The organism is Pseudooceanicola onchidii, assembly GCF_004959925.1.
Taxonomy (GTDB): Bacteria; Pseudomonadota; Alphaproteobacteria; order Rhodobacterales; family Rhodobacteraceae; genus Pseudooceanicola; species Pseudooceanicola onchidii.
In genome coordinates this window covers 1,229,167-1,254,539 of record NZ_SPUW01000001.1, presented here as the reverse complement: position 1 = coordinate 1,254,539, position 25,373 = coordinate 1,229,167, and the positions used below count along the sequence as shown (strand labels likewise).

The following is a 25,373-nucleotide window of genomic DNA, read 5'->3' as shown; positions in this document are numbered from 1 at the left end:
GCGGACCAAAGTGACGCCACGTCGCACCAGACCCGGGCGCCCCCGGCCCGTTAGCATCGCGGCAAAGAGGAGAGCCCCATGTATCGCACCCTTGTCTGGATCGCCCGGATCATCCTTGGCCTTGTCGCCCTTGCCGTGATCGGTGTCATCGCCTTCTGGACCTTTGCCCCGGCCTACGTCGGCGCGGCCCGCAACAACGTGGTCGACCATGCGCCCTACCCCGTCGGCGACGCCGCACAGGCGCTGCACGACCGGCTGGTGATCGGCGACTGGCACGCCGACCCGCTGCTGTGGAACCGCGACCTGACCAAACGCGGCGACTGGGGCCAGGTCGATTTTCCCCGCCTGCGCGACGGCAATGTGGCGCTGCAGGTCTTCACGGCGGTCACGAAAAGCCCGGCGGGCCAGAACTACGAGGAAAACTCGGCCGAGGCCTTCGACAACATCACGCTGCTGGCCTTCGGGCAACGCTGGCCGATGCGCACCTGGTCCAGCCTTTACGAACGTGCCCGCTATCAGGCGGAAAAGTTGCATGATTTCGCGGCGACGGATGGCAGGGTGACGATTATCCAAAGCGGCGCGGATCTGGACGCCGTGCTGGCTGCGCGGGCCGCGGGCGAGGATCGGATCGGCGCGATCCTCGGCATCGAAGGCGCCCATGCGCTGGAAGGCCAGATGGCGCATCTGGATGGCCTGGTCGAGGCGGGATACCGGCTGATCGGGTTGCACCACTTCTTCGACAATGCGCTTGGCGGGTCGTTGCACGGGCAGGACAACGGCGGTCTGACCGACTTTGGCCGGGACATCGTGGCGGCCGTCGCTGCGCGCCCGCTGATCCTTGATCTGGCGCATTCCGGGCCGCAGGTGGTCGAGGACGTGCTGGCCATGACCGACATCCCGCTGGTGGTCAGTCACACCGGGGTCAGCGCCTTTTGCGAAACGCAGCGCAACCTGCCGGACGACCTGATGGTGCGCGTGGCCGAAACCGGCGGCGTGATCGGGTTGGGCTACTGGGACGAGGTGACTTGCAACCAGATCACGCCCGAAGGGATCGCGGCCATGGCCGTGGCGGCGGTGGACCTGCTGGGCGAAGATCACATATCGCTCGGGTCCGACTTTGACGGATCGGTTGAGACGGCCTTCGACACCTCGGAACTGGCGGCGCTGACGCAGGCGATGCTGGAGGCCGGGCTGACCGAAGCGCAGATCGAAAAGATCATGGGCGGCAACATGGTCCGGGTTCTCAAGGCGCGGCTGGGGGGCTGACACGCCGCCAGACGCGAACGGCCCGGCGCGATCGCTCGCACCGGGCCGTTTGCCTGCAGGTCTGCGCGATCAGTGCGCCGCCAGCAGGCCTTTTTCCTGGGCCAGATCCTTCATCCGACCCTGCAGCTTTTCAAACGCCCGCACCTCGATCTGGCGGATGCGTTCGCGGCTGACACCGTATTGCGCCGACAGATCCTCAAGCGTGATCGTCTCGTCCGACAGGCGGCGCTGCGTGAGGATATCCTTCTCGCGGTCGTTGAGCACCTCAAGCGCCTCGGCCAGCATCTCGCGCCGGGTCTGCATCTCGTCCTTCTCGGCGTAATCGCCGGCCTGATCGGCGTCTTCGTCCTCAAGCCAATCCTGCCACTGCATGGAGGACTCGCCCTCGGATCCGACCGTCGCGTTCAGCGAGGCATCGCTGCCCGCCATCCGCCGGTTCATCGAGATCACCTCGTCCTCGGTCACGCCCAGATCGTTGGCGATCTGCTTGACGTTGTCGGGGTGCATGTCGCCGTCTTCCAGCGCACCAATGCGGGCCTTGGCCTTGCGCAGGTTGAAGAACAGCTTCTTCTGGGCGCTGGTGGTGCCAAGTTTCACAAGGCTCCAGGACCGCAGGATATATTCCTGGATCGAGGCACGGATCCACCACATGGCATAGGTCGCAAGACGGAAGCCCTTTTCGGGATCGAACCGCTTGACCGCCTGCATCAGGCCGACGTTCGCTTCGGAAATCACCTCGGCCTGCGGCAGGCCGTAGCCGCGATAGCCCATGGCGATCTTGGCTGCGAGGCGCAGATGCGATGTCACCATCCGGTGCGCGGCTTCGGTGTCTTCCTGCTCCACCCACCTTTTGGCAAGCATGTATTCCTCTTCCGGCTCCAGAAGCGGGAACTTCCGGATTTCCTGAAGATAGCGGTTCAGTCCGCCTTCCGGCGACGGTGCGGGGAGATTTGCGTAGTTACCCATGTTCACCCTGTCTCTCGTTTCTGGCCCCATGTTTATGGGATTAACATTGCAGATAGGGACGCGCCGAAGCCATTACAAGATCCGTACGTCATAACTCTTAACGCATGATGACGATGATCCGGTCGGAGGCACCATAAGATTTCGTCGTTGTCACGCGGTCGTGCACCAAGGTGAGGGCTTGTGCGGTCAGGCGCAACTGCGTGCCCGTGCACAGATCGCGGTGAACTGGTGCACCAATCATCATGCATATCCGCATGGGACATCTGCCAGATCAGCGAATTCTCATGCGGCAGCGCATGGGCTACCCCGGGGTCATCAAACCGAAAGGACACCCCATGCCTGTCACCTTGCCCCGCCTCGCCGGTCTTGCCTATCTCGGGATCATCGCCCTTGGCCTCGGGGCCGAGGTCGGCCTTCGCATGCCCGTGACCACCGCCGCCGATCCCGCCGCCGCGCTGGCGGACGCGCTGAAGTCGTGGCGGCTGGCGATCGGGGCCGACATCGTGATGGCCACGCTGGACGTCGCGCTGGCGCTGATGCTTTTCCGGCTTTTCCGCCCGCTCGGCCCAGACCTGGCCCTGTCGGCCCTTGTTCTGCGGCTGGTCCAGATGGCCGTCATCGCGGCGCACCTGCCGCTGCTTGTCTCGGCCATCACCGCCACCGACCCGATGCCGCTGATCGACCGCCACGGGGCGGGATATGATCTGGGCCTGTGGTTCTTCGGGTTGAATGCGCTGGCCATGTCCGTGCTGCTGGCCCGCGCCGGGGCGGGATGGCTGGCCGGTCTGATCGGGGCGGCCGGGGTCGTCTACCTGACAGGCAGCCTGACCCGCTTTGTCGCGCCCGAGATCAACGCGCTGATCCAGCCCGCCTACCTGATCCCGGTGGTGGCCGAGCTGAGCTTTGCCCTTTGGCTTCTGATCTCAGCCCGCGCCCGGACCCTCGCCGCGTAGCGCCGCAAGCAGGGTTTCCATGTCCTGAGGCAAGGCCGCCTCGAACCGAAGCGGTCTGCGATCCTCGGGGTGATCGAAGCCCAGCACAGCCGCATGCAGCGCCTGCCGGGGGAAGCCGTTCACCGCCTCGATCGCCGCCGGGTTCAGCGCCTTGCCGGCCTTGCGCCGCCCGCCGTAGACCGGATCGCCGACAAGGGCGTGGCCCGCGTGGGCCATGTGCACACGGATCTGATGCGTGCGCCCGGTTTCCAGGCGGCATTCGATCAGCGCCGCGCCGCCGAAGCCTTCAAGCACCCGCGCCCGCGTCACCGCATGCCGCCCGCCCTCGAAGGTCACCGCCTGCTTCTGCCGGTCAGTCCGGTGGCGCGCCAGCTGGGTCGACAGCTTCAGCACGCCGCCCGGCTCGAAACTCGCCCCCTTCACGCCGCGCAGGCGCGGATCGCCGGGATCGGGCTCTCCGTGGCAGACCGCAAGATAGGCCCGTTCGGCAGAATGCTTTTCGAACTGCTTGGCCAGCGCGTGATGCGCCTTGTCGGATTTCGCCACGACCAGAAGCCCCGAGGTTTCCTTGTCGATGCGGTGCACGATGCCGGGGCGCTTTTCGCCGCCAATGCCCGACAGGCTGTCACCGCAATGATGCAGCAGCGCGTTCACCAGCGTTCCGTCCGGCGATCCCGGCGCCGGGTGCACCACCATGCCCGCGGGCTTGTTGATGACGATCAGCGCGTCGTCCTCGTAGACCACGTCCAGAGCGATCTTCTGGGCGACCGTTTCGATCTCGGCTGCCTCTTCGACCGTGATCTCGAGGATATCGCCTTCTTCGACCTTCGCCTTGGGGTCGGTCACCGGATCGCCCCCGCGCCGCACCGCGCCCTCGGCGATCAGACGCGCAAGACGGGTGCGCGACAGCGCGGCTTCCTCTGGCACATCCCGCGCCAGCGCCTTATCAAGACGGGCGGGCGGATTGGCCCCGATACGGATGGACAGGCTCTTGGACACGAATACTCCGACCGAAGAGGAACAGGATTTCCCGCAGCTGCGATTTTTGCGCGTGCTGGTCAGCACTTTGGCGGGGGTGATGATTCTCGGGCTTCTAGTCCTCATCACGCTCATTGTCATCCGTTTCCGCACGCCCCCGGCCGCCGCCGTGCCGACCCTGCCCGCCGCGATCACCCTGCCCGAGGGCGCGGTGCCGCAGGCGATCACCGCCGGACCCGGCTGGTTCCTGATCGTGACGCAGGACGGCCGCGCACTGGTTTACGGGCCGGACGGCGCGCAGGTTTCGGAAAGCACACTGACGCTGCCCTGATCTTCATCTTTCTAGAGATACTTTGTGGCACCGCTCGCGCAGTTGATGGCGCAGGGGCAGCGCCCTTAGGCGCCGCGTACAGCCGCACAGGCTAAAACCGTCTGAGACGGCTCAAACAAGATTTGTATGTAGGGGGGGATGGTACCACCTCCCCGGCTCGAACGGGGGACCTCCTGATCCACAATCAGGCGCTCTAACCAACTGAGCTAAGGCGGCACGTGGGGTGCATTACCCCCCTCGCCTCGCGATTGCAAGCGTCTCGCGACGGAAAATGGCACCTCAGTGAAGAGAGACCCGGTCGGTGGCCACCATCGCCTCCACCCCCAGGCACAGCCCGACCAGATCGGCCAGCGATACCGTGGTCGACAGGCCAAGGTTGGCAGCCAGCGACACCGGAGATTCGGCTTCGGCGCCGATCAACAGGTCGAGGACCGGCAGCGCGGCGCGGACATCGGCCGAGGCGAAAAGGTACAGGCGCGCGCCGTCCCCGGGCAGGCAGTGGCCGTCGTCGATCAGCTCGGCATCACTGGTGATTCCACGCAGATCCCCGGTCGGGTGCAGGGCCTTGAGGTTGGTCAGGATCAGGCTGGCCCGGACACTGACATCCGGATCGAAGCGTACCGGGCATTCGGAAAACAGGGCCACGCCCTCAAGCACCAGCGGTCCCCGCAACGACAGCACGCCGCTGTCCGGGCAAGAGACCCGCAGGCTGACACCGGAATGAAGATCGTCCAGATCGAAGGTCTCGCCCCGCACGGGACGGGCCGTGCGGATCAGGTCGGTCAGGTCGTTGTCGCGGCGCAGCAGGCTGACGAAGGTCAGCGCGTCGGGACGGACGATGGCATCCAGCAAGCCGCCCAGGAACTCTTCGGCCTGTTCGGTCAGCCAGGGCGGCGGCGCCGAGGTCAGCTCGACCCCGCCATCAACGCAGATCCCGGCAAATACATTGTCGCGGGCCAGCCGGACGCGGGCCTGCAGCGACAGCAGCGGATCGGGACAGGGCAAGGTTTCGATCGTCTGCACCCGTGCGATGGATTCGACGCGGATGTCCCAGAACCTCACGCCGATCAGGCGCAGCAGCAGGGTCGGTTCGCCGTTGTCCCATTCGGGCGACCGGACAAGGGTGACCTTGACGGCATCGGCGTCCTCTTCGTCGGTGGCGTTCAGGAATTCGCCGCGATCCTCGTCGAACTGACCCAGGCGGAAGCTGCCGTCGACCCAGGCGTCGCGCATGTTCGTGCGGCCAAGCGTGCCACGGAAGGTTCGCCATGCCTCGTCCCGAGGAGAGCCAAGGGCCACCCGTTCACCCAGCACGATCGCCCCGCTGGTGGCGGCCAGGTCCGCGGCGGTCTGCAGGGCGGCTTCGGCCCGGTACCGGTTGGCCACGTCCAGCGCCAGCCCGCCGACCAGCAGCAGGATGCCGATCACGAACAACATGGCAAAGGTCGCAGCGCCCCGCTCTTCACGGATATAGCGCGTCCAGAGGGCGGCCATCAGACCGGTTCCTGCAGGACGGTGACCCGGGCCACCCAGTCGCCGTTCAGCCGCGCGGTGGCAAAATCGACAAGCCCCGAGGTCTTCATAGGCGTGCGGATGGTCACATAGACACGTGTCCGGTCACGCTGGATATCGACGGCATAGTCTGCATCGCTCCACGACAGGGCATCTGCGATATGCGCGCGGGCGCTGCTTTCCGACATGGCGTGCATGGACAGCCCGCGCGCGGCCGTGCGGGCTTCGTGCCACATGGTGCTGTTCACGGTCAGCGCATGGGCAAAATCAAGGAGGGTGACGAGGATGCCGAAGACAAGCGGGATCCAGATCATGAATTCGAAGGAGACGGTGCCGGAGGTTTCACGACGGAAACGGTCCAGAACCCTGAGAGAGGGAGCCATAGTTAACAAGCCCAGTACTATTTAACACACAAGGTAATAGATGCGCTGGAAACACGACTTTTTTGGGGCATCACTAAAGTTCTTTCAATTTTTAGGTGTTACGCCGGGCTTCGCCCACAACCACCGCGTCAGTTCAGTCGGCGGCGGCAACCACCGTCAGTGCATCGAAGACGGACTGGATGCCCGTGGCCTCGGTCTCCATCATCTCGCGGGCCGATCCGATCGACCCGATCGTCAGCATGAAGACAAGCGGCAGACCGTACACAAGCTCTTGCGACATGCTGCCCGAGGTCCCGCGGAGGAAGGTGATGAGGTGTGTCACGAGGTGTGTCATGGCTTCGGCCTTTTCGTAAAATCTTCACGAATGTCTTGGCGCCAAAGTCCTTAACAAATAGTAAATATAGAATGTTTAACGGGTGGATTACCCTAAGTTGTATTCTTACTTTTCAGATACTTACTTGACCCGCGCCGTTAACCTATACCTTTGCACCACCCCCCGCACCGTGGCTTGAACATTTCTGGCAGGTGCGATAGCCACCTGCATCCCGCTACGGAGACAGTGATGAGCATCGACACCGAACGCGACATCGAAGCCAACCTGCAGATCGGCCCGACCGACCAGGGCATGGTCCGCCTTTTCATCGAGGCGGGAAAGACCGAGATCCCGATGGATTTCGAACCTGACGAGGCCCGGGAGATCGCGGAAGAGATCCTGGCAGCCGCGCAGGCCGCCGAAGGTATGGGCCGAAAAAAGAAACGCTAGATCATGCCTGCCGGTCCGGTCGGATCGCGCATCCACGACAGCCGCCGCGCCGTGTCGCGTGCGAACTTCAGCGTCATCGCCTTGCGCCGCGCGCCGGAGAGTTTCGATTCGTCCGGCCAGCGCACGACCTCACCGCCCCAGGCATCGGCCAGGATCAGGCCGCTCTCCTCGGGCAGCAGCTCGACCGGGAAATCCGGGCCGACGGCCCAGAAGAACCGGTCGCAATACTCCAGGTATCCCTGCCACTTGCTGTCGGACGCATAGTCTGCCCGGCTGGATTTGCACTCGACGCACCACAGCTCGCCTTTCGGGCCTATCGCCATGACATCCATACGTAATCCCCGGGCGGGCACGAATTCTTCAAGCGGCCAGAAGTCATGGCTGGCCAGAAGGCGACAGACCCCGCGTGCGATCAGCTGACCGGGCTGCAGGGCGGTGATATCGAAGGCGGTGTCGGACATGACGACATCATGAACATTCCGTGAACAAACGCAAGTCCGCGTTGCGAAGGCTGGCATAAGCCCCCATGCCACCTTACCTTTTCAAGGTCGAACCTCGGGGGGCACATGACAGAACGATCGGATCGCGGCGCGCGCATGGCGCGCGAGCTTGAGGGGCACCTTGCCTGGCTGGACAGTTTCACCGGGGCCGCGCTTGGCATCCTGTCGGTGGCCTCGGGCATCTACACCTATCTCGGCGTGTCGACCCTGCTGGACGGCGACGGCGCGATGAAGGCCTTTGCGGCCATCGCCTATTCCATCGCCGTCTCGACCGCGATCTTCGTTTTCTGGTCCTACATGATGCGGCTCTTCCCGGCGATGCGCACGGCCCGATCCAGAATGGGCCTTCTGGGCGCCATGGGCCTCGGGTCGCTGGCCATTGTCGCCATGTCGTCCTGGCTGAACGCGGCGGCGCTGGCAGGTGCGGCGGCGGTCGAACAGCACCTTGCTGTGACCGTGCAGGATTACCAGACCTCGCTTGAGCGCGCGAACGAGATCGCGGTCTCTGCCCAGGGGTTGGAGCGGGACGTGGCCCGCGTGCGCCAGTCGTTCGAAGACCTGTCAGAGCAGGAGGCGCAGGGCACCCTGTCGGGCCTGGCCGGACGTGGCGCGGTCTTCCGGGTTCTGCGCCAGAAATCGGCGGAACTTTCGGGGCTTGAGGATCAGATCGGCACGCAGGCGCCGCTGGTGACCGCCGCCTTCGCCGAAGGCAACGCGATCCTGTCGCGGATGCGCGCGCTGACGGTCGAACCCGGCCCGGTCGAGCCGCGCTCGGTCGAATTTTCCGAACAGGCGGTACAACTGGCCGGGCTGATCACGCAGCTGCGGCAGCTGTCGGTCGCGCCCCTGGTGCAGCGCGCGGCGCAGGATCTGGCGGCCTCCGTGGTCCTGCCGGAACTGGACGGGCGCACGGAATCAAATCGAAACGACCAGTCTGCGACAATCTCCTCGGTGCTCGAGGTGCTGCAGCAGCGGGCCCAGACGCTGGAACGCGCGGCGGCCGAGGTCATCGCCATGCCGCCGCCGCCAGAGACAACCTATACCCCCATCTCCGCCGCCGACGCGGTCATCCTTTATGCGCGCAACTTCGTGCCCTCCTGGGCCGGGGCCATCGCGATCGACCTTCTGCCTGCGGTTCTCGTGCTGATCGTGTCGATCACGCAAGGGCTGATCCGCCACGGCCACGAAGGCGCGCCAATCGAGGACACGATGACCATCGCGGAACTGCGCGCGGCCCTGCACGCGGCGCGCGACGTCGACATGGCCTTCGCGCCCGGCCCGGCGTCGGCCACGCCGCCCATGGAAGGCCCGCCCGCGCAGCCCTGGAACGCGCCGTTGCAAGAGGACCGCGACAGATGATGAACGACCAGGAAAAGCTGCGCCCGATCCGGCGGATGCTGACCGGCGTGCTGGCGTTCCAGCTGGTGCTGGCGGGGTTCCTGTTTTTGGGCGACATGGGGCGCGATTTTTCCTGGCCGTCGCGCGATCCTTCTGCGCCCGGCTTCGATCAGCCCGTCCGGCCCGGCGACCAGCGGCGCGAATACGACCCGCGGCTGCCGACCGCGCCCGGCACGCAGATCGACGGGCCGATGCCCGAAAGGCTTGTTCTGCAACCTCTCGATGATGGCCGCGCGCTGCTGACTGGCAAGATCGGCGCGGGCGACGCGGACCGCATCGTCACCCAGATCACCGCCAGCGAGGCCGAAGAGATCGTGCTGCATTCGCCCGGCGGCAATGTCGCCGACGCGCTTGAGGTCGGCCGCGCGATCCGGACGGCAGGCAAGCGGACTGCTTTGCGGGCCAGCGACGTCTGCCTGTCGGCCTGCCCCTACATGCTGGCCGGGGGCACCGAACGCACCGTGGCCGAAGGCGGCCGCGTCGGGGTGCACCAGCACTATTTCGGAGAGAACACCTTCCTGCCTGCCTTCATGGCCGTGCGCGACATCCAGCGCGGCCAGGCCGAGGTCATGCGGCACTTGGACGAGATGGGCGTGGACCCGATGGTGCTGGTCCCGGGCCTGTCGACCCCGCCCGAGGCGATCTACATCCTGACCCCCGAGGAACTTAGCGAAACACGGCTGGCCAACGGTTGAAAACAAGGAGCACTGGCCCACCCGACACTTAGCCGTTGAGGTGAACAACCACCCCGGATAGAAAGCCCCATGGCTAAGAAAGACCCTGCCCTCGATTTGCTGTTCCAGGCGCTTGCCGATCCGACGCGGCGGGCGGTGCTGGACGCCTTGCGTGCGGGGCCCGTGGCCATCACGGACCTGGCCGCGCCGCATGCCATGGCGCTGCCGTCCTTCACCAAGCACATCGCCATGCTTGAGAAATCCGGGCTTATCCGGACGTCCAAGAAGGGACGTTCCCGCATCTGCACTCTGCGGCCCGGTCAGTTGAAGCTGATCGACGGCTGGCTGGGTGCACATCGTGGTGAGACCGCGGGGCGTGATGCCGAGCTGATCGCGATTGCCCGGCAGCTTTACGCGGACTGACCGAACGTTCTGTCACCGGCACCCCGCAACACACCGCCCTGCCCGTGCGCTGGACAGGCGGACATGACGCAATTCGCGGTCATGCCCCTTGCCCAGATCAGGGCAAAGCCCTATCTCGGCCTGAGGCGGGTTCTGCCCTTCTCGTGAACGGGTACATTCCGGTGGCCTTAAGCAAATCCGAGGGAGCTGGCTCTGTCCGAGCCCTGGTTCGGTTACCTGGCGCCCACCTGTAGATACAGGTCCTCGGGAATGCGTCACCCAAACGGTTGCGTGCGGGCCCGCCGCCTCACGCCCTTTTCGTCAGTGTCGGCGTTTCGCCACGACGCGCACCGGCGCGGGTGTCAGCCCGACCGGCGTGCCACCCCGTGGTCCGGGGCGTTCCCGCAGCGCCATGACCGCCAGCGCGAACTGGACCCCGGCAAAGACGATGCCGTTGGCGAACCACAGCATCCCGATGGCAAGGTATCCTGACGAAGATCCGGTCAGCAGGTGGCGCAGCCCGCCCACGTCGAAGGCCATCAGCAGCGCCACGAAAATCGCGGCGATCACGAACCCCAGAAGGACGTTGCGGATATACAGGCGAACAAGCTTGGGCATGGCGCTCTCCTTGCGACTCGGCCCATCATATCTCATTTTCAAGATATCTTGTAGCGCCGCCCGCGACCCTAGTGTCGCAGCCGCCCCGCGCGCCCGCCCCGGCGCCCGGTCACCGAGGGGCCCTGCATCCCGTCGCGCAGCAGCTGGGTCATGGGATGATCCGGCGCCGTCGCACCATAGCTGTCGATCAGCGCGGACAGGGCGGTGGTCTGGGTGACCCCGTCCGGCAGGCTCAGCGCCCAGTCGATCAGGATCGACCGGCATTCGGCCTCGGTTATGCCGTCGATCCGGTAGGATTCGCGGATCAGCCCCTTGGGGTCATTGGGATTTCGCGCCTCAGCCATCGGCCTTGCCCTTCACTGTGTCATCCAGGATCGCCGCCGCATCGTCCCGCAGGGCCGCAAGGGCATCCAGCAGGTCGGCCCAGGTGGTCGCGCCGGATTCGCGCAGAAGCAGCGCGCAACCGCCACTGCCCAGGGCGTCGGGATCCAATGGCTGATCGGTTAGCAGCTTTTGCGTCATGTTGATGGACCAGAAACGGCGCCAGGCGTCAGAGAGCGTCCTTGCCTGATCATCGGTCATCCAGCCGGCCGCCACGCCGCCCGCCAGACCTTCAGCCACCTGCGCCGTCGGATGGCCCGCCGCCAGCGCCCCGGCCTGGGCCAGCAACTCGATCTCTTGCGTGCGGCCGCGGCCGACCTTCATGTCCCAATCCCCGCTGGCGCCCTTGGCGGCGGCGATGCGGGCGCGCATCTCGGCCACCTCGTGCAGGATCTTCGCCGGATCGCCGGGCGTCGACAGAAGATCGTGGCGGAAGGCGGCGATGTCGGACTGCAGGTCCTCGGGCCCGGCGACGGGGCGGGCCGAGGTCAGGGCCATGTGTTCCCAGGTCCAGGCCTCGGACTGCTGGTAATTGCGGAAGGCGTCCCACGAAGTCGCGACCGGCCCCTGGTTGCCCGAAGGGCGCAGGCGCATGTCGACCTCGTAAAGCCGCCCTTCGGCGGTCGGCGCAGACAGCGCGGTGACCAGAGCCTGCGTCAGCCGGGCATAATAGGCGCGCGAGGCCAGAGGGCGGCGCCCGTCCGAGGTCTCGACCCCCTCGGGGTCGTAGATCACGATCAGGTCCAGATCGGACCGCGCATTCAGGCGCCGCGCCCCAAGCGATCCCATGCCAAGGATCACAGCACCCCGCCCCGGTGCCGCGCCATGACGGGTGGCAAAGTTCGCCTGCACCACGGGCCAGAGCGCCCGCAGAACCGCGTCGGCCAGATCGGTGTACTGGGCGGCGGCAGCGTCGGGGCCGATCAACCCGCGCAGGTGATGCACGCCGATGCGGAAATGCCATTCCTTCTGCCAGCGACGCGCGGTGTCGAGCTTGGCCTCGTAATCCTCTTCCGCCTTCAGCTGCGCACCAAGCCGCTTGGTCAGCACGTCGGCGCCCGGCCAGTCGGCAAAGAACGACCCGCCGATCACCCCGTCAAAGACCGAGGCATGACGCGACAGATAGCGCGCAAGGTCCGGCGCGGTCCCGGCGATATCGCCCAGAAGGTCGATCAGCTGCGGGTTGGCCTCGAACAGCGAAAAAAGCTGCACACCGGCGGGCAGCCCCGCGAGGAAGCCGTCGAAGGCAGACAGCGCCTCTTCGGGCTTGCCGGCACGGGCAAGCGCCGCCAGCAGGCGGGGGCGCAGGCGGGCGAAGATCTCCTGCGCGCGGGCGGACCGCAGGGCGGGATAGCTGCGCCAGCGCGCGATCAGGGCGGCATCGACCTCGGGCGCGTCCTCGGGCGGGGGGCGATGGCCCTGCTTTTCACGCGCAAAGAAGGTTTCACAGGTGGAATGCACGTCCTCAAGCCGGTCGCGCAATTCGCGGCGAAAGGCAGCCGGGTCCATGTCCGACAGGGCGGCGATGCGGTCGATTCCGTCGTCGCTGGTCGGCAGGGCGTGGGTCTGGGCGTCGTTGACCATCTGGATGCGGTGTTCGACGTCGCGCAGCACCCGGTAATGATCGGCCAGCCGCGCCGTGATCTCGGTCGGGGCCCAGTTGCGATCGCCGATCAGGGACAGCGCCTCGACCGTGCGGCGCACGCGCAGGTCGGGATCGCGGCCGCCGGCGATGATCTGGTGGAACTGGGCGAAGAATTCGATCTCGCGGATGCCGCCGCGCCCCAGCTTCATGTCGTGGCCGGGCAGGCTGATCGCGCCGTGGTGTCCCTTGTGGTCGCGAATGGCCAGCCGCATGTCATGCGCATCCTGGATTGCCGCGAAATCCAGATGTCGCCGCCAGACAAAGGGCTTGAGGTCGGTCAGGAACCGCTCGCCCGCCTCCAGATCGCCGGCGCAGGGACGCGCCTTGATATAGGCCGCGCGTTCCCACGTTCGGCCCAGGCTTTCGTAATAGCGTTCGGCCGCCTCCATCGACAGCGACACCGGCGTCACCGACGGATCGGGGCGCAGCCGCAGGTCGGTGCGGAAGACATAGCCGTCCTCGGTGATGTCCGACAGGGTGGCGGCCAGTGTCCGGGTGGCGCGGATGAAGGCGGGCCGCGCCTCGAGATAGCCGTCCTCGTCGAACCGCGCCTCGTCGAACAGGCTGATCAGGTCGATGTCCGAGGAGTAGTTGAGCTCTCCTGCCCCCATCTTGCCCATGGCCAGCAGGAACAGCCCCGCGCCGCTCTCCAGGTCATCCTCGGTCATGCCGGGGATCTTGCCGCGCCGGATCAGCGGGGCCAGCGCATCGGTCATCGCCAGCTGGCAGGCAAGATCGGCAAAATCGGTCAGCGTGCCGGTGACCCTTTCCAAAGGCCAGACGCCGCCCAGATCGGCCAGCGCGATCAGCAGCGCAACCCGCCGCTTGCCCTGACGCAACGCGGGCTTCAGCGGGGTGTCCACACCGCGCAACCGGTCGAATTCGGCAGCCAGCGCGGCCTCGGGGTCGTCCAGCGCCGCGCCGATCCAATCGCCCTCCTTCTGGATCAGCGACAGAAGGTAGGGGCTGGATCCCCCTGCCCCTTCGATCAGTGCCCCGACCGGCCCGGGCAGGTCCAGCGCCGCGCGAGCGTCGGCGGCGCGGTCGGGATCATGCGGGCGGGGGGTGCGGGTCAGGCGATCGGCAAAGCTCATGGCCCGACATTCACCGTGATCGGGGGGCTGGTCAATGGCCCCCGCGCGGGGCAGATTGCGCGCCATGAGCAAGAGCATGAAACGGGTGATCCGCGCGCTTGAGGCGGCGGGGATCGAGACAGAGATCGTCGAACTTGGCCAGGCCAAGACGGCGCAACAGGCGGCGGATGGCGTGGGCTGCGAGATCGACCAGATCGCCAAGTCCATCATCTTTGCGGGGGTCGACAGCGGCGCGGCGCTGCTGTTCCTGACGGCGGGTGGCAACATGGTGGACGCCGACAAGGCCAGTGCCGTCGCGGGCGAGGCCCTGACCAAGGCCGATGCCGCGCTGATCCGCGCCCAGACCGGGTTTGCGATCGGCGGCGTCGCCCCGGTCGGTCACCTGAACCCGATCCGCGCCTGGATCGACCCGAGGCTGCTTGAGTTCGATGTGATCTGGGCCGCCGCAGGCACACCGCACCACGTCTTTTCGCTGAAATCCGCCGTACTTCCGGAAATTTCCGGCGCGCAAGCTGCTGACTTCACTACCTAATATCGAAAAATGTAAAAATCGTTCACATCACCCCTTGCGGGGGGCTTCCGTCGTGCCAATCTATTCAATGTGAAAAGCATTCACATTCAGACACAAACACGGAGTACCGACATGACCCCCGCCGCCGCCACTGCCTACGAAGGACAGGATACCCGCCATATGGGCTGGCTGTCCAAATCCGAGGCCTGGCTCGACCGCAAGGGCAAAGGTGCGTGGATCGCCGCGATGGTCCTCGGCTTTGTCTTCTTCTGGCCCGCCGGTCTCGCCCTTCTTGCCTACATGATCTGGAGTAAACGCATGTTCTCGAAATCCTGCCGCCGTGCCGGTCGCCAGCACGAAATGCGCCGTTCGGGCTTTGCCGCGATGAAGACCTCGGGCAACTCGGCCTTCGACGCCTACAAAGCGGAAACCCTGCGCCGCCTGGAAGACGAACAGGAACAGTTCGAAAGCTTCCTTGAACGTCTGCGGGAAGCCAAGGACAAGACCGAGTTCGACCAGTTCATGGACGAACGGGCCCGCAAGGCACGTGAAGAAACCCGCGAAGACGAAGACGCCTGATCTTCGGCCCGATCTTCACACTGACGACCCCGGGGGGCCATGCCGGCCCCCTTTCCCCATCCTCGACGGAGACACCGATGACCGACACCTGGTCCCTTCCCGATCCCTACCACCAGCCGGAGTTCTATGCCGACGTCCCGGTCAAGCGCCTGCTGGCCTGGGTCGTGGACGCGGTGCTGATCGGGCTGCTGGTCGCCGTCATCATTCCCTTCACCGCCTTCATCGGCCTGTTCTTCCTGCCGGTGCTGTTCCTGATCCTTGGTTTTCTTTACCGCTGGACGACCATCGCCAACGGATCGGCCACCTGGGGCATGCGCCTGATGGCGATCGAATTGCGCGACGGCTACGGCCGGAGGCTGGATGCCGGAATGGCCTTCATGCATACGCTTGGCTACACGATCTCGCTGGCCTTCCCGATCCTTCAGGTGATCTCGATCGGGCTGATGCTGACCGGCGCCCGCAAGCAGGGGCTGACCGACAATGTTTTCGGAACCGTGGCAATCAATCGCCGCGCCGGGTTATAACCGCGAATCCGGAAACAATCCGTCCAAGAATACACCCGGAGATTGTCCGGGTGTATTTACCTTCCGCACAGCGGGCGGTAAGCCAGCAGGACAACGCGATACAATCGTCTGAGAAGTCGCAACTTTTTTACCTTGGTCGGCGTAACTCTCCAACTACCTTTGACATGTCGCCTGACCTATGTATCGTTTCGAACCTGTAAGCTGCTGCCAAACTTGACCTCATGCGCCACTCTCTTCCGCTGACGCCGCAATTCTATGTGACGGCCCCACAGCCCTGCCCCTACCTTGAGGGCCGGATGGAGAGGAAGTTGTTCACGTCCCTGACGGGCGAAGGGGCCTCGCGGCTGAACGATACCTTGTCAAAACAGGGGTTCCGCCGGTCGCAGAACGTGCTGTACCGCCCGTCCTGTGCCGATTGCGCCGCCTGCCTGTCGGCCCGCATCGACGTCGAGGCCTTCGCGCCCACCAAGAGCCAGAAGCGCACCTGGAAGAAGAATGCGGGCCTGAGTCGCCGTGCGACCTCGCCCTGGGCGACCGAGGAACAGTATGACCTGTTCCGCGACTACCTCGAGGCGCGCCATGCCACGGGCGGTATGGCCGACATGGATGTCTTCGAATTTGCCGCGATGATCGAGGAAACGCCGATCCGGTCGCGCGTCATCGAATACGTGGACGGCCGCAACGGTCTGACGGCCGCGGCGCTGACGGATGTGCTCGATGACGGGCTGTCGATGGTCTATTCCTTCTACGATCCCGCCCGCCAGGCTGACTCCTTGGGCACCTACATGATCCTCGATCACATCGAAATCGCGCGTGAGGCCGGGCTGCCCTATGTCTACCTGGGCTACTGGGTGCCGGGATCGCCCAAGATGGGCTACAAGGCCAAGTTCAAGGGGCTTGAGCTGTACGTTGGCGGGCGCTGGAACAAGATGCGCGACCCGGCGGATTACGACAGCGAACGCCACCCCCTCAAGACCGATCCGATCGCGGAACAGGTCGCGAATATCTCGCTTCCCGATCTGCGGTCGCCGCGCGGCTGACACGACACCCCGTGTGAAAACGAAAACGCCTGATCCGGGGATCAGGCGTTTCGCGTTTTCAGGATCTCAGCGATCGGCGAGAAGCTTCAGAAGCGTGGGTTGATCCGGGATGCCGGTGACCGGCAGATCCTGTGCCTGCTGGTACAGCTTCAGCGCGGCCTCAAGATCCTCGGCATCGGGGCCAAGGTCCTGCCCGGCCTCGCGCAGCGCGTCGCGGATATCTTCCACGATCGGCGCATAGACGACGGTCACGCTGCCGCCACTGCGCAGCACGACGCCTGGCGCTTCTTCGGTCACGCGCCGGGATGCCATGTAACCCACCAGTTCGGCCGCCGCGTCGTTCAGCTGCGCCTCGGGGTGGGCGCGGCAGTATTGCGCCGCCAGCGCCAGGACCGTGCCCGGGGTCTGCCAGGGCAGCAGGTCATAGGTCTCACGCAGCAGGCGGTTGTGCGCGGTGAAGTACCCGGTCAGCCAGACGCCCGCGTCGCGCACGTGTTCGTGGGTGGGATCAAGCGCGGCGAAGGTGCCGCACTTGAGCTTGCCGGGGCCCTTGACCGCGTAGCGGTCGTTCTGGTCCACAGCCCCGGCATGGGTCGCCAGGGCACAGAAGGCCAGCGTGACGAGGCTGCGGATCATCTCAGGCCGCTTTCCGCAGGCGACGCGCAAAGCCAAGGCCCGCCACGCCCGAGGCCAGAAGGACGATCCCGGCAGGCAGCGGAACCGCCGGGGTGTCGGTGTCGATCACGATGGCCGTCTGCGTCAGGAAGGCATCGCCCTGCCCGCTCAGCTGCATCCCAAGGACAAAGGTCGTCTGGTCCAGCGGATCAAGACCGAGCAGCGGATCGATGTCCGACAGCGTGAACGAGGTCACCGGGGCATCCAGCACCTTGATCTCGCCGGGTTGGATGCGGAAGGTCGTGCCGTTCGGCAGCGTCACCAGATAGCCGTCTGCGTCATCGACAGCCGCCAGGGTCGGAGCCTGGATCGCCGAGATCTCCTTGCCGCCGTCGAGTGTGTAGGTGTAGCCCACGGCGATTTCGGGATCGATGAAGACCATCTGGCTGTCGGTGTCGACGTCGGACAGGTCAAAGCTGAAGGACGGCGCGCCGTCTTCGTTGCTTTCGATCACCTCGGGCAGCAGCGGCGCGTCTTCGGAGGATCCGTCTGCGGCGCCGAAGTTGCGGTACTTCATCTGGTCACGGCCGACTTCGCCGTTGATCTCGACGGAATAGAGCACGTAGTCATCCGCGCGATCCTCGAAATGCTGCAGCTCGTACATCACGGCCGCGCGCTCAAGGGTCGTCAGGTCAAGCTTCTCCCCGGAGGTCGCCGCGTCCTCGAACCAGTTGGACCCGCCGCTGAGCATCAGCAGCACGCCGAAATTGTCTTCGTCCGGATTGGTCGGGGGCAGCAGTGCCTGGATGCCGATCACGTCAAGCATCTGGCCGTCGCCGACGTCCATGTTGTTGACGGCCAGCACGTTGACGCCGTTCGACACGGTGCTGTCCTTGTCGCCAAGCTGGGTGGTGATCTGGAAGGTCGAATTCAGGTCATACGACCCGATGACCGTGCCGTCCTGATCGGTATAGCCCGTCAGATCCTGCGCCAGTGCGACGTCGTCGAAGGTCCAGATCGCCTCAAGCCGACCAAAGCTGGTGATTTCCTGCGGAGCGTAGTCGAGGCTCAGGTTCAGCTCGCTTTCGGTCCACAGACCCGCCTCGTAGACCGACTCTACGTACTGCTGGAAAAACGGATAGTCCGTGACCTCGTTCGGGTGGGTGTAAGCTTCGTTCGGCGTCGGGCCATTGTAGAAGAAGGTCTGGGCGACATCGGTGTTGACGCCAAGCTGGATGACATCCGCCTGTGCGGTGGTGCCCATCAACGCGACAAGAGCAAGAGATCCGAATTTATACATCAAGCATCCATAATTTAAGTCATTAATAACTATGGCAATAAAGAGGCAGGCCGCCCGGGGCAATCCCCGGGCGGCCTGCCGCCACGTAAACAGTCTGTTGATCTACCTTAACGGCCGATCAGATCCGGCACGATCGTCACGATCCCCGGTGCGAACCACAGCAGGGCAAGGCCCGCCACCTGGATCAGCACGAAGGGAATGATCCCGCGATAGATATGTCCCGTGGTGACAGACGCCGGTGCCACGCCGCGCAGATAGAACAGCGCGAAGCCGAACGGCGGGGTCAGGAAGGACGTCTGCAGGTTCACCGCGATCATGATCGTCACCCACTTGGGGTCGAAGGATCCGCCATAGATGACGGGACCGACGATCGGCACGACGATGTAGATGATTTCCAGGAAGTCGAGCACGAAGCCCAGCAGGAACAGCACCAGCATCACCAGCAGGAAGACCGTGAATTCGTTGTCGAACGAGCGCAGGAACTGCTGGATGTAGTGCTCGCCCCCGAAGGAGATCACCACGAGGTTGAGAAGCTGCGAGCCGATCAGGATGGTGAAGACCATCGAGGTCACCTTGGCCGTCTCACGCACGATCGGCTGCAGAACGCCGTTCCGGAACAGCACGATACAGGCGTAGATCAGGCCGATGCCCGCCACCATGTAGGCGGCATAGGCGACGACAAAGCCCACGACGTTGCCGGCTGTGACGACGGACTGGTTCATCCGCAGGTCGAAGTTGATCCCGATCAGGATCAGCGCCGCCAGCGCCAGCGTCGCCCAGATGATGAACTGGCCCGAGCCACCTTCATCCTTCAGCTTGCGATAGGCCGCCAGCATGATCGCACCACCGGCCCCAAGCGCCGCGGCAGGCGTCGGGTTGGTGATGCCGCCCAGGATGGACCCCAGCACGGCGATGATCAGGACCAGCGGCGGGAAGACCACGCGGATCAGGTCGTTTTCCGCCATCCGGACCGAGGCATGCTTGAGCGACCACAGCGTGATCAGCAGCGGCACGATCAGGATCGCGACCTTGGATGCGCCAGTCATGCCCGGATGGATCCAAAGCGCGTCGAGCGCAAAGGCCAGCGCAACGCCCGCGACACCGACCAGAAGCGGTCCGGCCGAGGCCGAGGGCTTCACGCCGCGTGCGATCGCCAGCGTCAGCAGGACCAGACCAAAGAGCGTTGCCACGCCGGAGCCCACAGGCGCCGCGTTGGCGATCTTTTCGGCCCGGGCCGCGGTGATCTCCTCGGCGGTCAGTTCCCGCGACTCCTCGGTTCCACCCGACTCCTTCAGGGCCTCACGGGCTGCGACGGATTCATCCCAACGGGACTGGCCGTGCAGTTCGATCATGGCCGCCTTACACTCGGGGCTGACGTTGGTGCGCAGGGCATCCAGACGTTCGACCTGGGTGTAGTTCGACACGGTCGCATCCTGTCCGCCGATCAGGCCACCTTCGGCCGCCAGCATCAGGCCCCCGATGATGAGGACCGGCATGGCGAGGAACCAGGTCAGGCCCTCTGTGCGGGTGATGACCTCTCCGTCCGGGTTGTCGATATGGACGGCCGGCGCCTTGGAGGGGTTCAGCATGGCGTAGACGAAGGCATAGCCGGCATAGAGAACCGCCAGCAGGATGCCCGGCAGCAACGCCGCCTGGAACAGCGTCCCGACCGAAACGACCGCCGGGCGTCCCAGATAGGTCAGCGCGTCGGTGCAGCCATAGAGCTGCGCACGCGTTTCCTGGGCAGAGGAGTAAAGATCCCCGGCCAGCGTGCCCAGCAGGACGATCACGATCGACGGCGGGATGATCTGCCCAAGCGTACCCGAGGCCGCGATGACCCCGGTCGACAGTTCCGGCGAATAGCCGTTGCGAAGCATGGTGGGCAGCGACAGCAGACCCATGGTCACCACGGTCGCACCGACGATACCGGTCGACGCGGCAAGGAAGGCGCCCACGACAACCACGGACACGGCCAGACCGCCGGGCAGCGGACCGAAGACGCGCGCCATGGTGGTCAGCAGATCGTTCGCGATCTTGGACCGTTCCAGCGTAATGCCCATCATGACGAACATCAGCACCGCCAGCAGCGTCTCGATGGACTGGCCAGCAAAGACGCGTTCGTTCATGCGGTTCACGATGAACGACAGGTTGCGGTCCATCGCGGTTTCCCAGCCCCGGTCGAAGACCGGCTGTGCGATGGTCGGCAGATCCGGGTACCGGAAGTGCGAGATCGCGTCGCGATTGACCCCCGAATTGACCAGATCCCGGAAGGCCTGCGACCCTTGGTCGATGGCCTCGTGGATAAGAAGCCCCTGAGTGTCGAGCCATGCGATCACCGCGAAGGAGATCAGGCCCGCCCCCGGGATGGCGAAGGCCACCGGGAAGCCAGAGAGAATTCCCGAGAACAGGCTCAGGAACACGATGATCAGGCCGATTTCGACCCCGTCTAGACCGAACAACATGCCCCTGCCCCCTAGTGCGTGCCTTCGTACATTTCTTCACCTTCACCGAGCGAATCCCGGTCGAGGTATCTGTCCTGTGCCTCTTCGCCTTCCAGGAACTCCAGCAGGGAGCGGTAGAAGAACGCCACGGCCTGGATCATGACCAGGACGAGGAAACTGAGGATCAGGATCTTGAACAGGAAGTAGAAATCGAAGCCATCGGGGCTGAACCCGGTGCGTTCGACGTTCCACTTCACGATCTTGGACTTGCGGAGCATCATCTCCAGCTGGTCCGACGCCGACACCTTCGGCGTGATCAGGTGCCGCCACAGGAAGTACCAGGAATACATCCAGGCCAGGACGGCAAAGGGGATCATGAAGAACAGCGATCCGAACATGTCGATCGCCTTCTTGGCGCGGTGGCTGACACCGGCATAGACCAGATCGACGCGGACGTGGCTGCCCTGAACGAAGGCGTAGCTGACGCAAAGCGCAACCACGGCGGCGTTCCAGAACTTCAGCCCCTCGGCGTACCAGGTGATCGAATGCGAGAACCCGATGCCAAGCGGCGACATGGTGATCTCGCCCAGACGGAAGACCGACTGCAGGAAGATGATGATGATCTGCTGTCCGACCATGATGAGCCCGGCCCAGGCGGCCGCACGGCCGATCCAGTTGGCCAGCCCTTCGAACGCCCGCACCATGCCCCACATGAACGGACGCCAGATCAGGCCCGCGATGGTGAACACGATGAAGATGTCGAACATCGCAAAGAAGAATTCCACCGAGCCGCCGTAGTAGACGAACCGCAGCAGGGCCTCTTTGTCAGACCAGTCCAGCCAGAGCCCAGGATGGCTCACGGCATATGCGATATTATAGAAGCCAAGGCCGATCTGCGTCACCAGCCAGGTCAGTCCGCCAAGCATGTCCCTTCCCCCCGAACGAAAGATGCGCGCGGATACCGCGCGCACCTAGGTTTTTCAAGCTTTCACGATCACGCGCCGGTCACACGGGCCCGCTGCGCGGTGTAGGTGCCGTCGGACTGGGACACCCAGCCGGCCGTCGCCGCCATGGACTTGTCGACCGAGTTGCGGATCTTGGCGAAGATCTCGTCATCCATGAAGCCGTCGAGGACCTTCTTGGAGGCCGCGCCGAAGGCGTCCCACACGTCGTCGGTGAAGGCGTGGACCTGGGTGCCGCCGTCCTTCAGACGCTGCAGCGCCGGGCCGTTGTTGGCGATGAACACCGCGTAGTTGTGCTGGTGCGCATCGGCTGCCGCGACCCGGATGATCTCCTGGTGCTCGGGCGACAGGCCGTTGAAGACGTCCAGGTTGCAGCCGACGGACAGCGCCGCGCCCGGCTCGTGGAAACCGGCAGGGTAGTAGTGGTCGCAGACTTCCTGCAGGCCCAGCTTTTCGTCCGACCAGGGGCCGATCCATTCGGTGCCGTCCAGCGCGCCGGTGGACAGCGCCTGGTAGATTTCGCCGCCGGGGATGTTCTGGACCGATGCGCCCAGTTCCGCCAGCGCCTGACCACCAAGGCCCGGCATCCGGAACTTGAGACCCTTGAAGTCATCGGCCGACTTGATCTCGTTGCGGTACCAGCCGCCACCCTGTGCGGCGGTCTGACCGGCGATGAAGGCCTTGATGCCGAAGACTTCGCCCAGTTCGTGGTGCAGCGCCATGCCGTCCTGGCCGTAGTACCAGACCATGATTTCAGGCGCGGTCATGCCGAAGGGCACAGCGGTGAAGAAGGCCCACGCCGGGTGCTGGCCAACCCAGTAGTAGTCGGCGCCGTGGTACATGTCGGCCTGACCCGAGGTCACGGCGTCGAAGCTTTCCAGCGCGCCCACCAGTTCACCGGCACCCTTGGGGTCGATGGTCAGCGAACCGCCGGACATGGTGTTGACGTTATTGGTGAAACGCTCGACCGAGTCCCACACACCTGCAAGGCCGCGGGGCCAGGTGGTGACCATGGTCAGCGTGGTGCCGCCCTGTGCGATGGCCGGTGCGGCAAGCGACGTTGCTGCAACTGCGGACCCACCAAGGGCAGAAGTTTTCAGAAATGAGCGGCGATCCATATGTTGTCCTCCCAACAGATCAGCATGTACCGGTGAGTTTTCTGTTTTTCCCGGCGTCATAAGTGGGGACAAACTAGCGATGCCGCCGGAGAGCGCAAACACTTTTTGCATTCAGGGCGTTACGTGACTTTTACATGTAAATTCGGCCCTACTTTCCGGCCTCCGCCCCCGGATGCATCCGGACATGTCGACCGGCGTGCCTGTGGTTGCGGTGAAACCGCGCGGCCGGTGGATGGCGTGGCGCCTTCGACCTGCGGCCCGGCGGTTCGCCGGTGACTTCGGGTCAGGTCGGGGGCTCCGAAAACCCCGTGACGGCGTGATCGAAAAGAAAATCGACGCCAAACGCAACAATCGGAAAGAAATCGCCGGATCCGCGACACTTTTATCGCAGAATAGCGGTTGACCTTGCCGCATCCCGGCCTTATCCCTCGAAATCACCAATGAAGGAGCCCTTGGGCATGTCCGCACTAATCGTAATTGTAGGAGTTTGGCGCATGGGCCGGTAATACCGGAACCTGATCAGGACCCCATGCGCCCCCGGATAACACCGGGGGTTTTTTGTTGGTAAGGACTTGTTGGCAAGGACCGGCGCAGACGCGCAGCAGGACGGAGAGAGAACATGGCACGTCAGATGACAGGTGCGAAAATGGTGGTTCAGGCGCTGAAGGATCAGGGCGTCGATACCGTATTCGGCTATCCCGGCGGGGCCGTCCTGCCGATTTATGACGAAGTCTTCCAGCAGAACGACATCAAGCACGTGCTGGTGCGCCACGAACAGGGTGCCGTGCACGCCGCCGAAGGCTATGCCCGGTCGACCGGCAAGCCCGGTGTGGTCCTCGTGACCTCGGGCCCCGGCGCGACGAATGCCGTGACCGGCCTGGCCGATGCGCTTCTCGACAGTATCCCGCTGGTGGTTCTGACCGGCCAGGTGCCGACCTTCATGATCGGCTCGGACGGGTTCCAGGAGGCCGACACGGTCGGCATCACCCGCCCCTGCACCAAGCACAACTGGCTGGTGAAAGAGACGAACGCCCTGTCGCCCACCCTGCACGAAGCCTTCCATGTCGCTACCACCGGCCGCCCCGGCCCGGTGCTGATCGACATTCCTAAGGACGTGCAGTTCGCCACAGGCACCTACACGGCCCCCGTCAAGGGCGGATCCAAGCGGTACCAGCCGCAGGTGAAGGGCGACATGCAGGCGATCACCGCCCTTGTCGACGCGCTGGAGACCGCCAAGAAGCCGATCTTCTACACCGGCGGCGGCGTCATCAATTCGGGGGATGCCGCCAGCCAGCTGCTGCGTGAACTGGTGGACGCCACCGGGTTTCCCATCACCTCGACCCTCATGGGGCTGGGCGCCTATCCGGCGTCGGGCAAGAATTGGCTCGGGATGCTGGGGATGCACGGCCTTTACGAGGCCAACATGGCGATGCACGGCTGCGACCTGATGATCAACATCGGCGCGCGTTTCGACGACCGGATCACCGGCCGCACCGATGCCTTCAGCCCCCATTCCATCAAGGCGCATATCGACATCGATCCCTCGTCCATCAACAAGGTGATCCACGTCGACATCCCGATCGTGGGCGACGTGGCGCACGTGCTGGAAGACATGCTCAAGGTCTGGAAATCGCGCGGCCGCAAGACCAACGCGGACGGCCTGGCCAAGTGGTGGAAGCAGATCGAGGAATGGAAGGCCGTCAACTGCCTGACCTACAAGAACTCGGACAAGATCATCAAACCGCAGTACGCGCTGCAGCGGCTTGAGGCGCTGACGAAGCGTCATGACCGTTACATCACGACCGAGGTCGGCCAGCACCAGATGTGGGCCGCGCAGTTCCTGCACTTCGATGATCCGAACCGCTGGATGACGAGCGGAGGGCTGGGTACCATGGGCTACGGCTTCCCGGCATCGATCGGCGTGCAGATGGCCCATCCGGACGCGCTGGTCATCAACGTCGCGGGCGAGGCGTCGTGGCTGATGAACATGCAGGAAATGGGCACGGCGATGCAGTATCGCCTGCCGGTCAAGCAGTTCATCCTGAACAACGAACGCCTTGGCATGGTGCGCCAGTGGCAGCAGCTGCTGCACGGCGAACGCTATTCCTCCAGCTGGTCCGAGGCCCTGCCCGATTTCGTCAAGCTGGCCGAAGCCTTCGGGGCCAAGGGCATCCAATGCAAGGATCCCGCCGATCTGGAAGACGCGATCATGGAAATGATCAACTACGACGGTCCGGTGATCTTCGACTGCCTGGTCGAGAAGCACGAGAACTGCTTCCCGATGATCCCGTCGGGCGAGCCGCACAACAAGATGCTGCTGGGCGACGCGTCGACCAAGGATGCCATCAAGGAAGGGGGCGCGGTTCTGGTGTGAACGTGTCGGCGTTCCGGCGCCGCCGTCGTTCCCCGTATGGTGCGT

General features: G+C 64.6%; 26 protein-coding genes and 1 tRNA gene. 12 read left to right on the top strand and 15 right to left on the bottom strand.

What is annotated here, in order from left to right; all coding sequences use genetic code 11:
- Positions 1-78 precede the first annotated feature (78 nt).
- A complete protein-coding gene (locus E4S58_RS05980; RefSeq protein ID WP_136635417.1) occupies positions 79-1,266 on the top strand; it encodes a dipeptidase in 1,188 nt (395 codons plus the stop codon).
- Positions 1,267-1,335: 69 nt separating this feature from the next.
- Here E4S58_RS05980 and rpoH read toward each other — a convergent pair whose 3' ends face one another.
- Positions 1,336-2,232, bottom strand: coding sequence for an RNA polymerase sigma factor RpoH (gene rpoH / locus E4S58_RS05975; protein ID WP_136635416.1), 897 nt, complete (start codon positions 2,230-2,232; stop codon positions 1,336-1,338).
- A gap of 335 nt (positions 2,233-2,567) precedes the next feature.
- On the opposite strand from rpoH, the gene E4S58_RS05970 reads away from it, so the two are divergent.
- Entirely contained in the window at positions 2,568-3,185 is a 618-nt protein-coding gene (locus E4S58_RS05970) for a DUF4386 domain-containing protein (protein ID WP_136635415.1), read from the top strand.
- On the opposite strand, the gene E4S58_RS05965 is transcribed toward E4S58_RS05970, so the two are convergent.
- Complete coding sequence (locus E4S58_RS05965) at positions 3,156-4,184, bottom strand: RluA family pseudouridine synthase (protein WP_240789473.1); 1,029 nt, start codon at positions 4,182-4,184, stop codon at positions 3,156-3,158. The genes E4S58_RS05970 and E4S58_RS05965 overlap by 30 nt on opposite strands.
- Between E4S58_RS05965 and E4S58_RS05960 the strand changes: the two genes are divergently transcribed.
- Positions 4,177-4,494, top strand: coding sequence for a DUF6476 family protein (locus E4S58_RS05960; protein WP_169052607.1), 318 nt, complete (start codon positions 4,177-4,179; stop codon positions 4,492-4,494). The genes E4S58_RS05965 and E4S58_RS05960 overlap by 8 nt on opposite strands.
- A gap of 139 nt (positions 4,495-4,633) precedes the next feature.
- Here the strand turns inward: E4S58_RS05960 and E4S58_RS05955 are convergent.
- The 4 genes from E4S58_RS05955 to E4S58_RS05940 all read right to left on the bottom strand — a co-directional run bounded on the left by E4S58_RS05955 (position 4,634) and on the right by E4S58_RS05940 (position 6,723).
- Positions 4,634-4,710 (bottom strand) — tRNA-His (locus E4S58_RS05955).
- A 63-nt stretch (positions 4,711-4,773) separates the two neighbouring features.
- Positions 4,774-5,988, bottom strand: a complete 1,215-nt coding sequence (locus E4S58_RS05950) for a pilus assembly protein TadG-related protein (protein ID WP_136635412.1) — start codon at positions 5,986-5,988, stop codon at positions 4,774-4,776.
- A complete protein-coding gene (locus tag E4S58_RS05945; RefSeq protein WP_136635411.1) occupies positions 5,988-6,389 on the bottom strand; it encodes a TadE/TadG family type IV pilus assembly protein in 402 nt (133 codons plus the stop codon). Before E4S58_RS05945 ends, E4S58_RS05950 begins: the two co-directional genes overlap by 1 nt.
- A gap of 133 nt (positions 6,390-6,522) precedes the next feature.
- Positions 6,523-6,723, bottom strand: coding sequence for a hypothetical protein (locus tag E4S58_RS05940; protein ID WP_136635410.1), 201 nt, complete (start codon positions 6,721-6,723; stop codon positions 6,523-6,525).
- A 228-nt stretch (positions 6,724-6,951) separates the two neighbouring features.
- On the opposite strand from E4S58_RS05940, the gene E4S58_RS05935 reads away from it, so the two are divergent.
- Complete coding sequence (locus tag E4S58_RS05935; protein ID WP_136635409.1) at positions 6,952-7,152, top strand: DUF6324 family protein; 201 nt, start codon at positions 6,952-6,954, stop codon at positions 7,150-7,152.
- Here E4S58_RS05935 and E4S58_RS05930 read toward each other — a convergent pair.
- Positions 7,149-7,613 carry an MmcB family DNA repair protein gene (locus E4S58_RS05930; protein ID WP_136635408.1) on the bottom strand — a complete coding sequence of 155 codons (465 nt, stop codon included), beginning with the start codon at positions 7,611-7,613 and terminating at the stop codon, positions 7,149-7,151. The genes E4S58_RS05935 and E4S58_RS05930 overlap by 4 nt on opposite strands.
- 105 nt (positions 7,614-7,718) lie before the next feature.
- Between E4S58_RS05930 and E4S58_RS05925 the strand changes: the two genes are divergently transcribed.
- From E4S58_RS05925 to E4S58_RS05915, 3 genes are all read left to right on the top strand, one after another.
- On the top strand, positions 7,719-9,011 hold the full coding sequence (locus E4S58_RS05925) for a hypothetical protein (protein WP_240789472.1): 1,293 nt from the start codon (positions 7,719-7,721) through the stop codon (positions 9,009-9,011).
- Positions 9,008-9,745, top strand: a complete 738-nt coding sequence (locus E4S58_RS05920; protein ID WP_136635407.1) for a COG3904 family protein — start codon at positions 9,008-9,010, stop codon at positions 9,743-9,745. Before E4S58_RS05925 ends, E4S58_RS05920 begins: the two co-directional genes overlap by 4 nt.
- 69 nt (positions 9,746-9,814) lie before the next feature.
- Complete coding sequence (locus E4S58_RS05915; RefSeq protein ID WP_136635406.1) at positions 9,815-10,147, top strand: ArsR/SmtB family transcription factor; 333 nt, start codon at positions 9,815-9,817, stop codon at positions 10,145-10,147.
- 300 nt (positions 10,148-10,447) lie between these two features.
- Here the strand turns inward: E4S58_RS05915 and E4S58_RS05910 are convergent, their stop codons facing one another.
- The 3 genes from E4S58_RS05910 to E4S58_RS05900 form a co-directional block, all read right to left on the bottom strand.
- Positions 10,448-10,744, bottom strand: coding sequence for a hypothetical protein (locus E4S58_RS05910; protein WP_136635405.1), 297 nt, complete (start codon positions 10,742-10,744; stop codon positions 10,448-10,450).
- 68 nt (positions 10,745-10,812) lie between these two features.
- The gene (locus E4S58_RS05905; RefSeq protein WP_136635404.1) at positions 10,813-11,088 is read right to left on the bottom strand and encodes a hypothetical protein; all 276 of its coding nucleotides are present in this window, start codon (positions 11,086-11,088) and stop codon (positions 10,813-10,815) included.
- Positions 11,081-13,864 (bottom strand): [protein-PII] uridylyltransferase family protein, encoded by a 2,784-nt coding sequence (locus E4S58_RS05900; protein WP_136635403.1) that lies wholly within the window; start codon positions 13,862-13,864, stop codon positions 11,081-11,083. Before E4S58_RS05900 ends, E4S58_RS05905 begins: the two co-directional genes overlap by 8 nt.
- A gap of 64 nt (positions 13,865-13,928) precedes the next feature.
- Here E4S58_RS05900 and E4S58_RS05895 point away from each other — a divergent pair, with 64 nt between their 5' ends.
- The 4 genes from E4S58_RS05895 to E4S58_RS05880 all read left to right on the top strand — a co-directional run bounded on the left by E4S58_RS05895 (position 13,929) and on the right by E4S58_RS05880 (position 16,518).
- Positions 13,929-14,396: a YbaK/EbsC family protein gene (locus E4S58_RS05895; RefSeq protein WP_136635402.1), complete on the top strand. Its 468-nt coding sequence runs from the start codon at positions 13,929-13,931 to the stop codon at positions 14,394-14,396.
- A gap of 111 nt (positions 14,397-14,507) precedes the next feature.
- Positions 14,508-14,954, top strand: coding sequence for a DUF2852 domain-containing protein (locus tag E4S58_RS05890; RefSeq protein ID WP_136635401.1), 447 nt, complete (start codon positions 14,508-14,510; stop codon positions 14,952-14,954).
- Between the two features lie 77 nt (positions 14,955-15,031).
- Positions 15,032-15,478 (top strand): RDD family protein, encoded by a 447-nt coding sequence (locus tag E4S58_RS05885; RefSeq protein WP_136635400.1) that lies wholly within the window; start codon positions 15,032-15,034, stop codon positions 15,476-15,478.
- Positions 15,479-15,699: 221 nt separating this feature from the next.
- Positions 15,700-16,518 carry an arginyltransferase gene (locus tag E4S58_RS05880; protein WP_136635399.1) on the top strand — a complete coding sequence of 273 codons (819 nt, stop codon included), beginning with the start codon at positions 15,700-15,702 and terminating at the stop codon, positions 16,516-16,518.
- A 66-nt stretch (positions 16,519-16,584) separates the two neighbouring features.
- On the opposite strand, the gene E4S58_RS05875 is transcribed toward E4S58_RS05880, so the two are convergent.
- From E4S58_RS05875 to E4S58_RS05855, 5 genes are all read right to left on the bottom strand, one after another.
- Positions 16,585-17,154 carry a peptidoglycan-binding domain-containing protein gene (locus E4S58_RS05875; RefSeq protein WP_136635398.1) on the bottom strand — a complete coding sequence of 190 codons (570 nt, stop codon included), beginning with the start codon at positions 17,152-17,154 and terminating at the stop codon, positions 16,585-16,587.
- A 1-nt stretch (position 17,155) separates the two neighbouring features.
- Positions 17,156-18,433 carry a VPLPA-CTERM sorting domain-containing protein gene (locus E4S58_RS05870; RefSeq protein ID WP_136635397.1) on the bottom strand — a complete coding sequence of 426 codons (1,278 nt, stop codon included), beginning with the start codon at positions 18,431-18,433 and terminating at the stop codon, positions 17,156-17,158.
- Between the two features lie 107 nt (positions 18,434-18,540).
- Positions 18,541-20,895: a TRAP transporter large permease gene (locus E4S58_RS05865; RefSeq protein ID WP_136635396.1), complete on the bottom strand. Its 2,355-nt coding sequence runs from the start codon at positions 20,893-20,895 to the stop codon at positions 18,541-18,543.
- Between the two features lie 11 nt (positions 20,896-20,906).
- Positions 20,907-21,800, bottom strand: coding sequence for a TRAP transporter small permease subunit (locus E4S58_RS05860; RefSeq protein WP_136635395.1), 894 nt, complete (start codon positions 21,798-21,800; stop codon positions 20,907-20,909).
- Between the two features lie 68 nt (positions 21,801-21,868).
- Positions 21,869-22,954 carry a TRAP transporter substrate-binding protein gene (locus tag E4S58_RS05855; protein WP_136635394.1) on the bottom strand — a complete coding sequence of 362 codons (1,086 nt, stop codon included), beginning with the start codon at positions 22,952-22,954 and terminating at the stop codon, positions 21,869-21,871.
- A gap of 619 nt (positions 22,955-23,573) precedes the next feature.
- Here E4S58_RS05855 and E4S58_RS05850 point away from each other — a divergent pair.
- The gene (locus tag E4S58_RS05850) at positions 23,574-25,328 is read left to right on the top strand and encodes an acetolactate synthase 3 large subunit (RefSeq protein ID WP_136635393.1); all 1,755 of its coding nucleotides are present in this window, start codon (positions 23,574-23,576) and stop codon (positions 25,326-25,328) included.
- Positions 25,329-25,373: the final 45 nt, after the last annotated feature.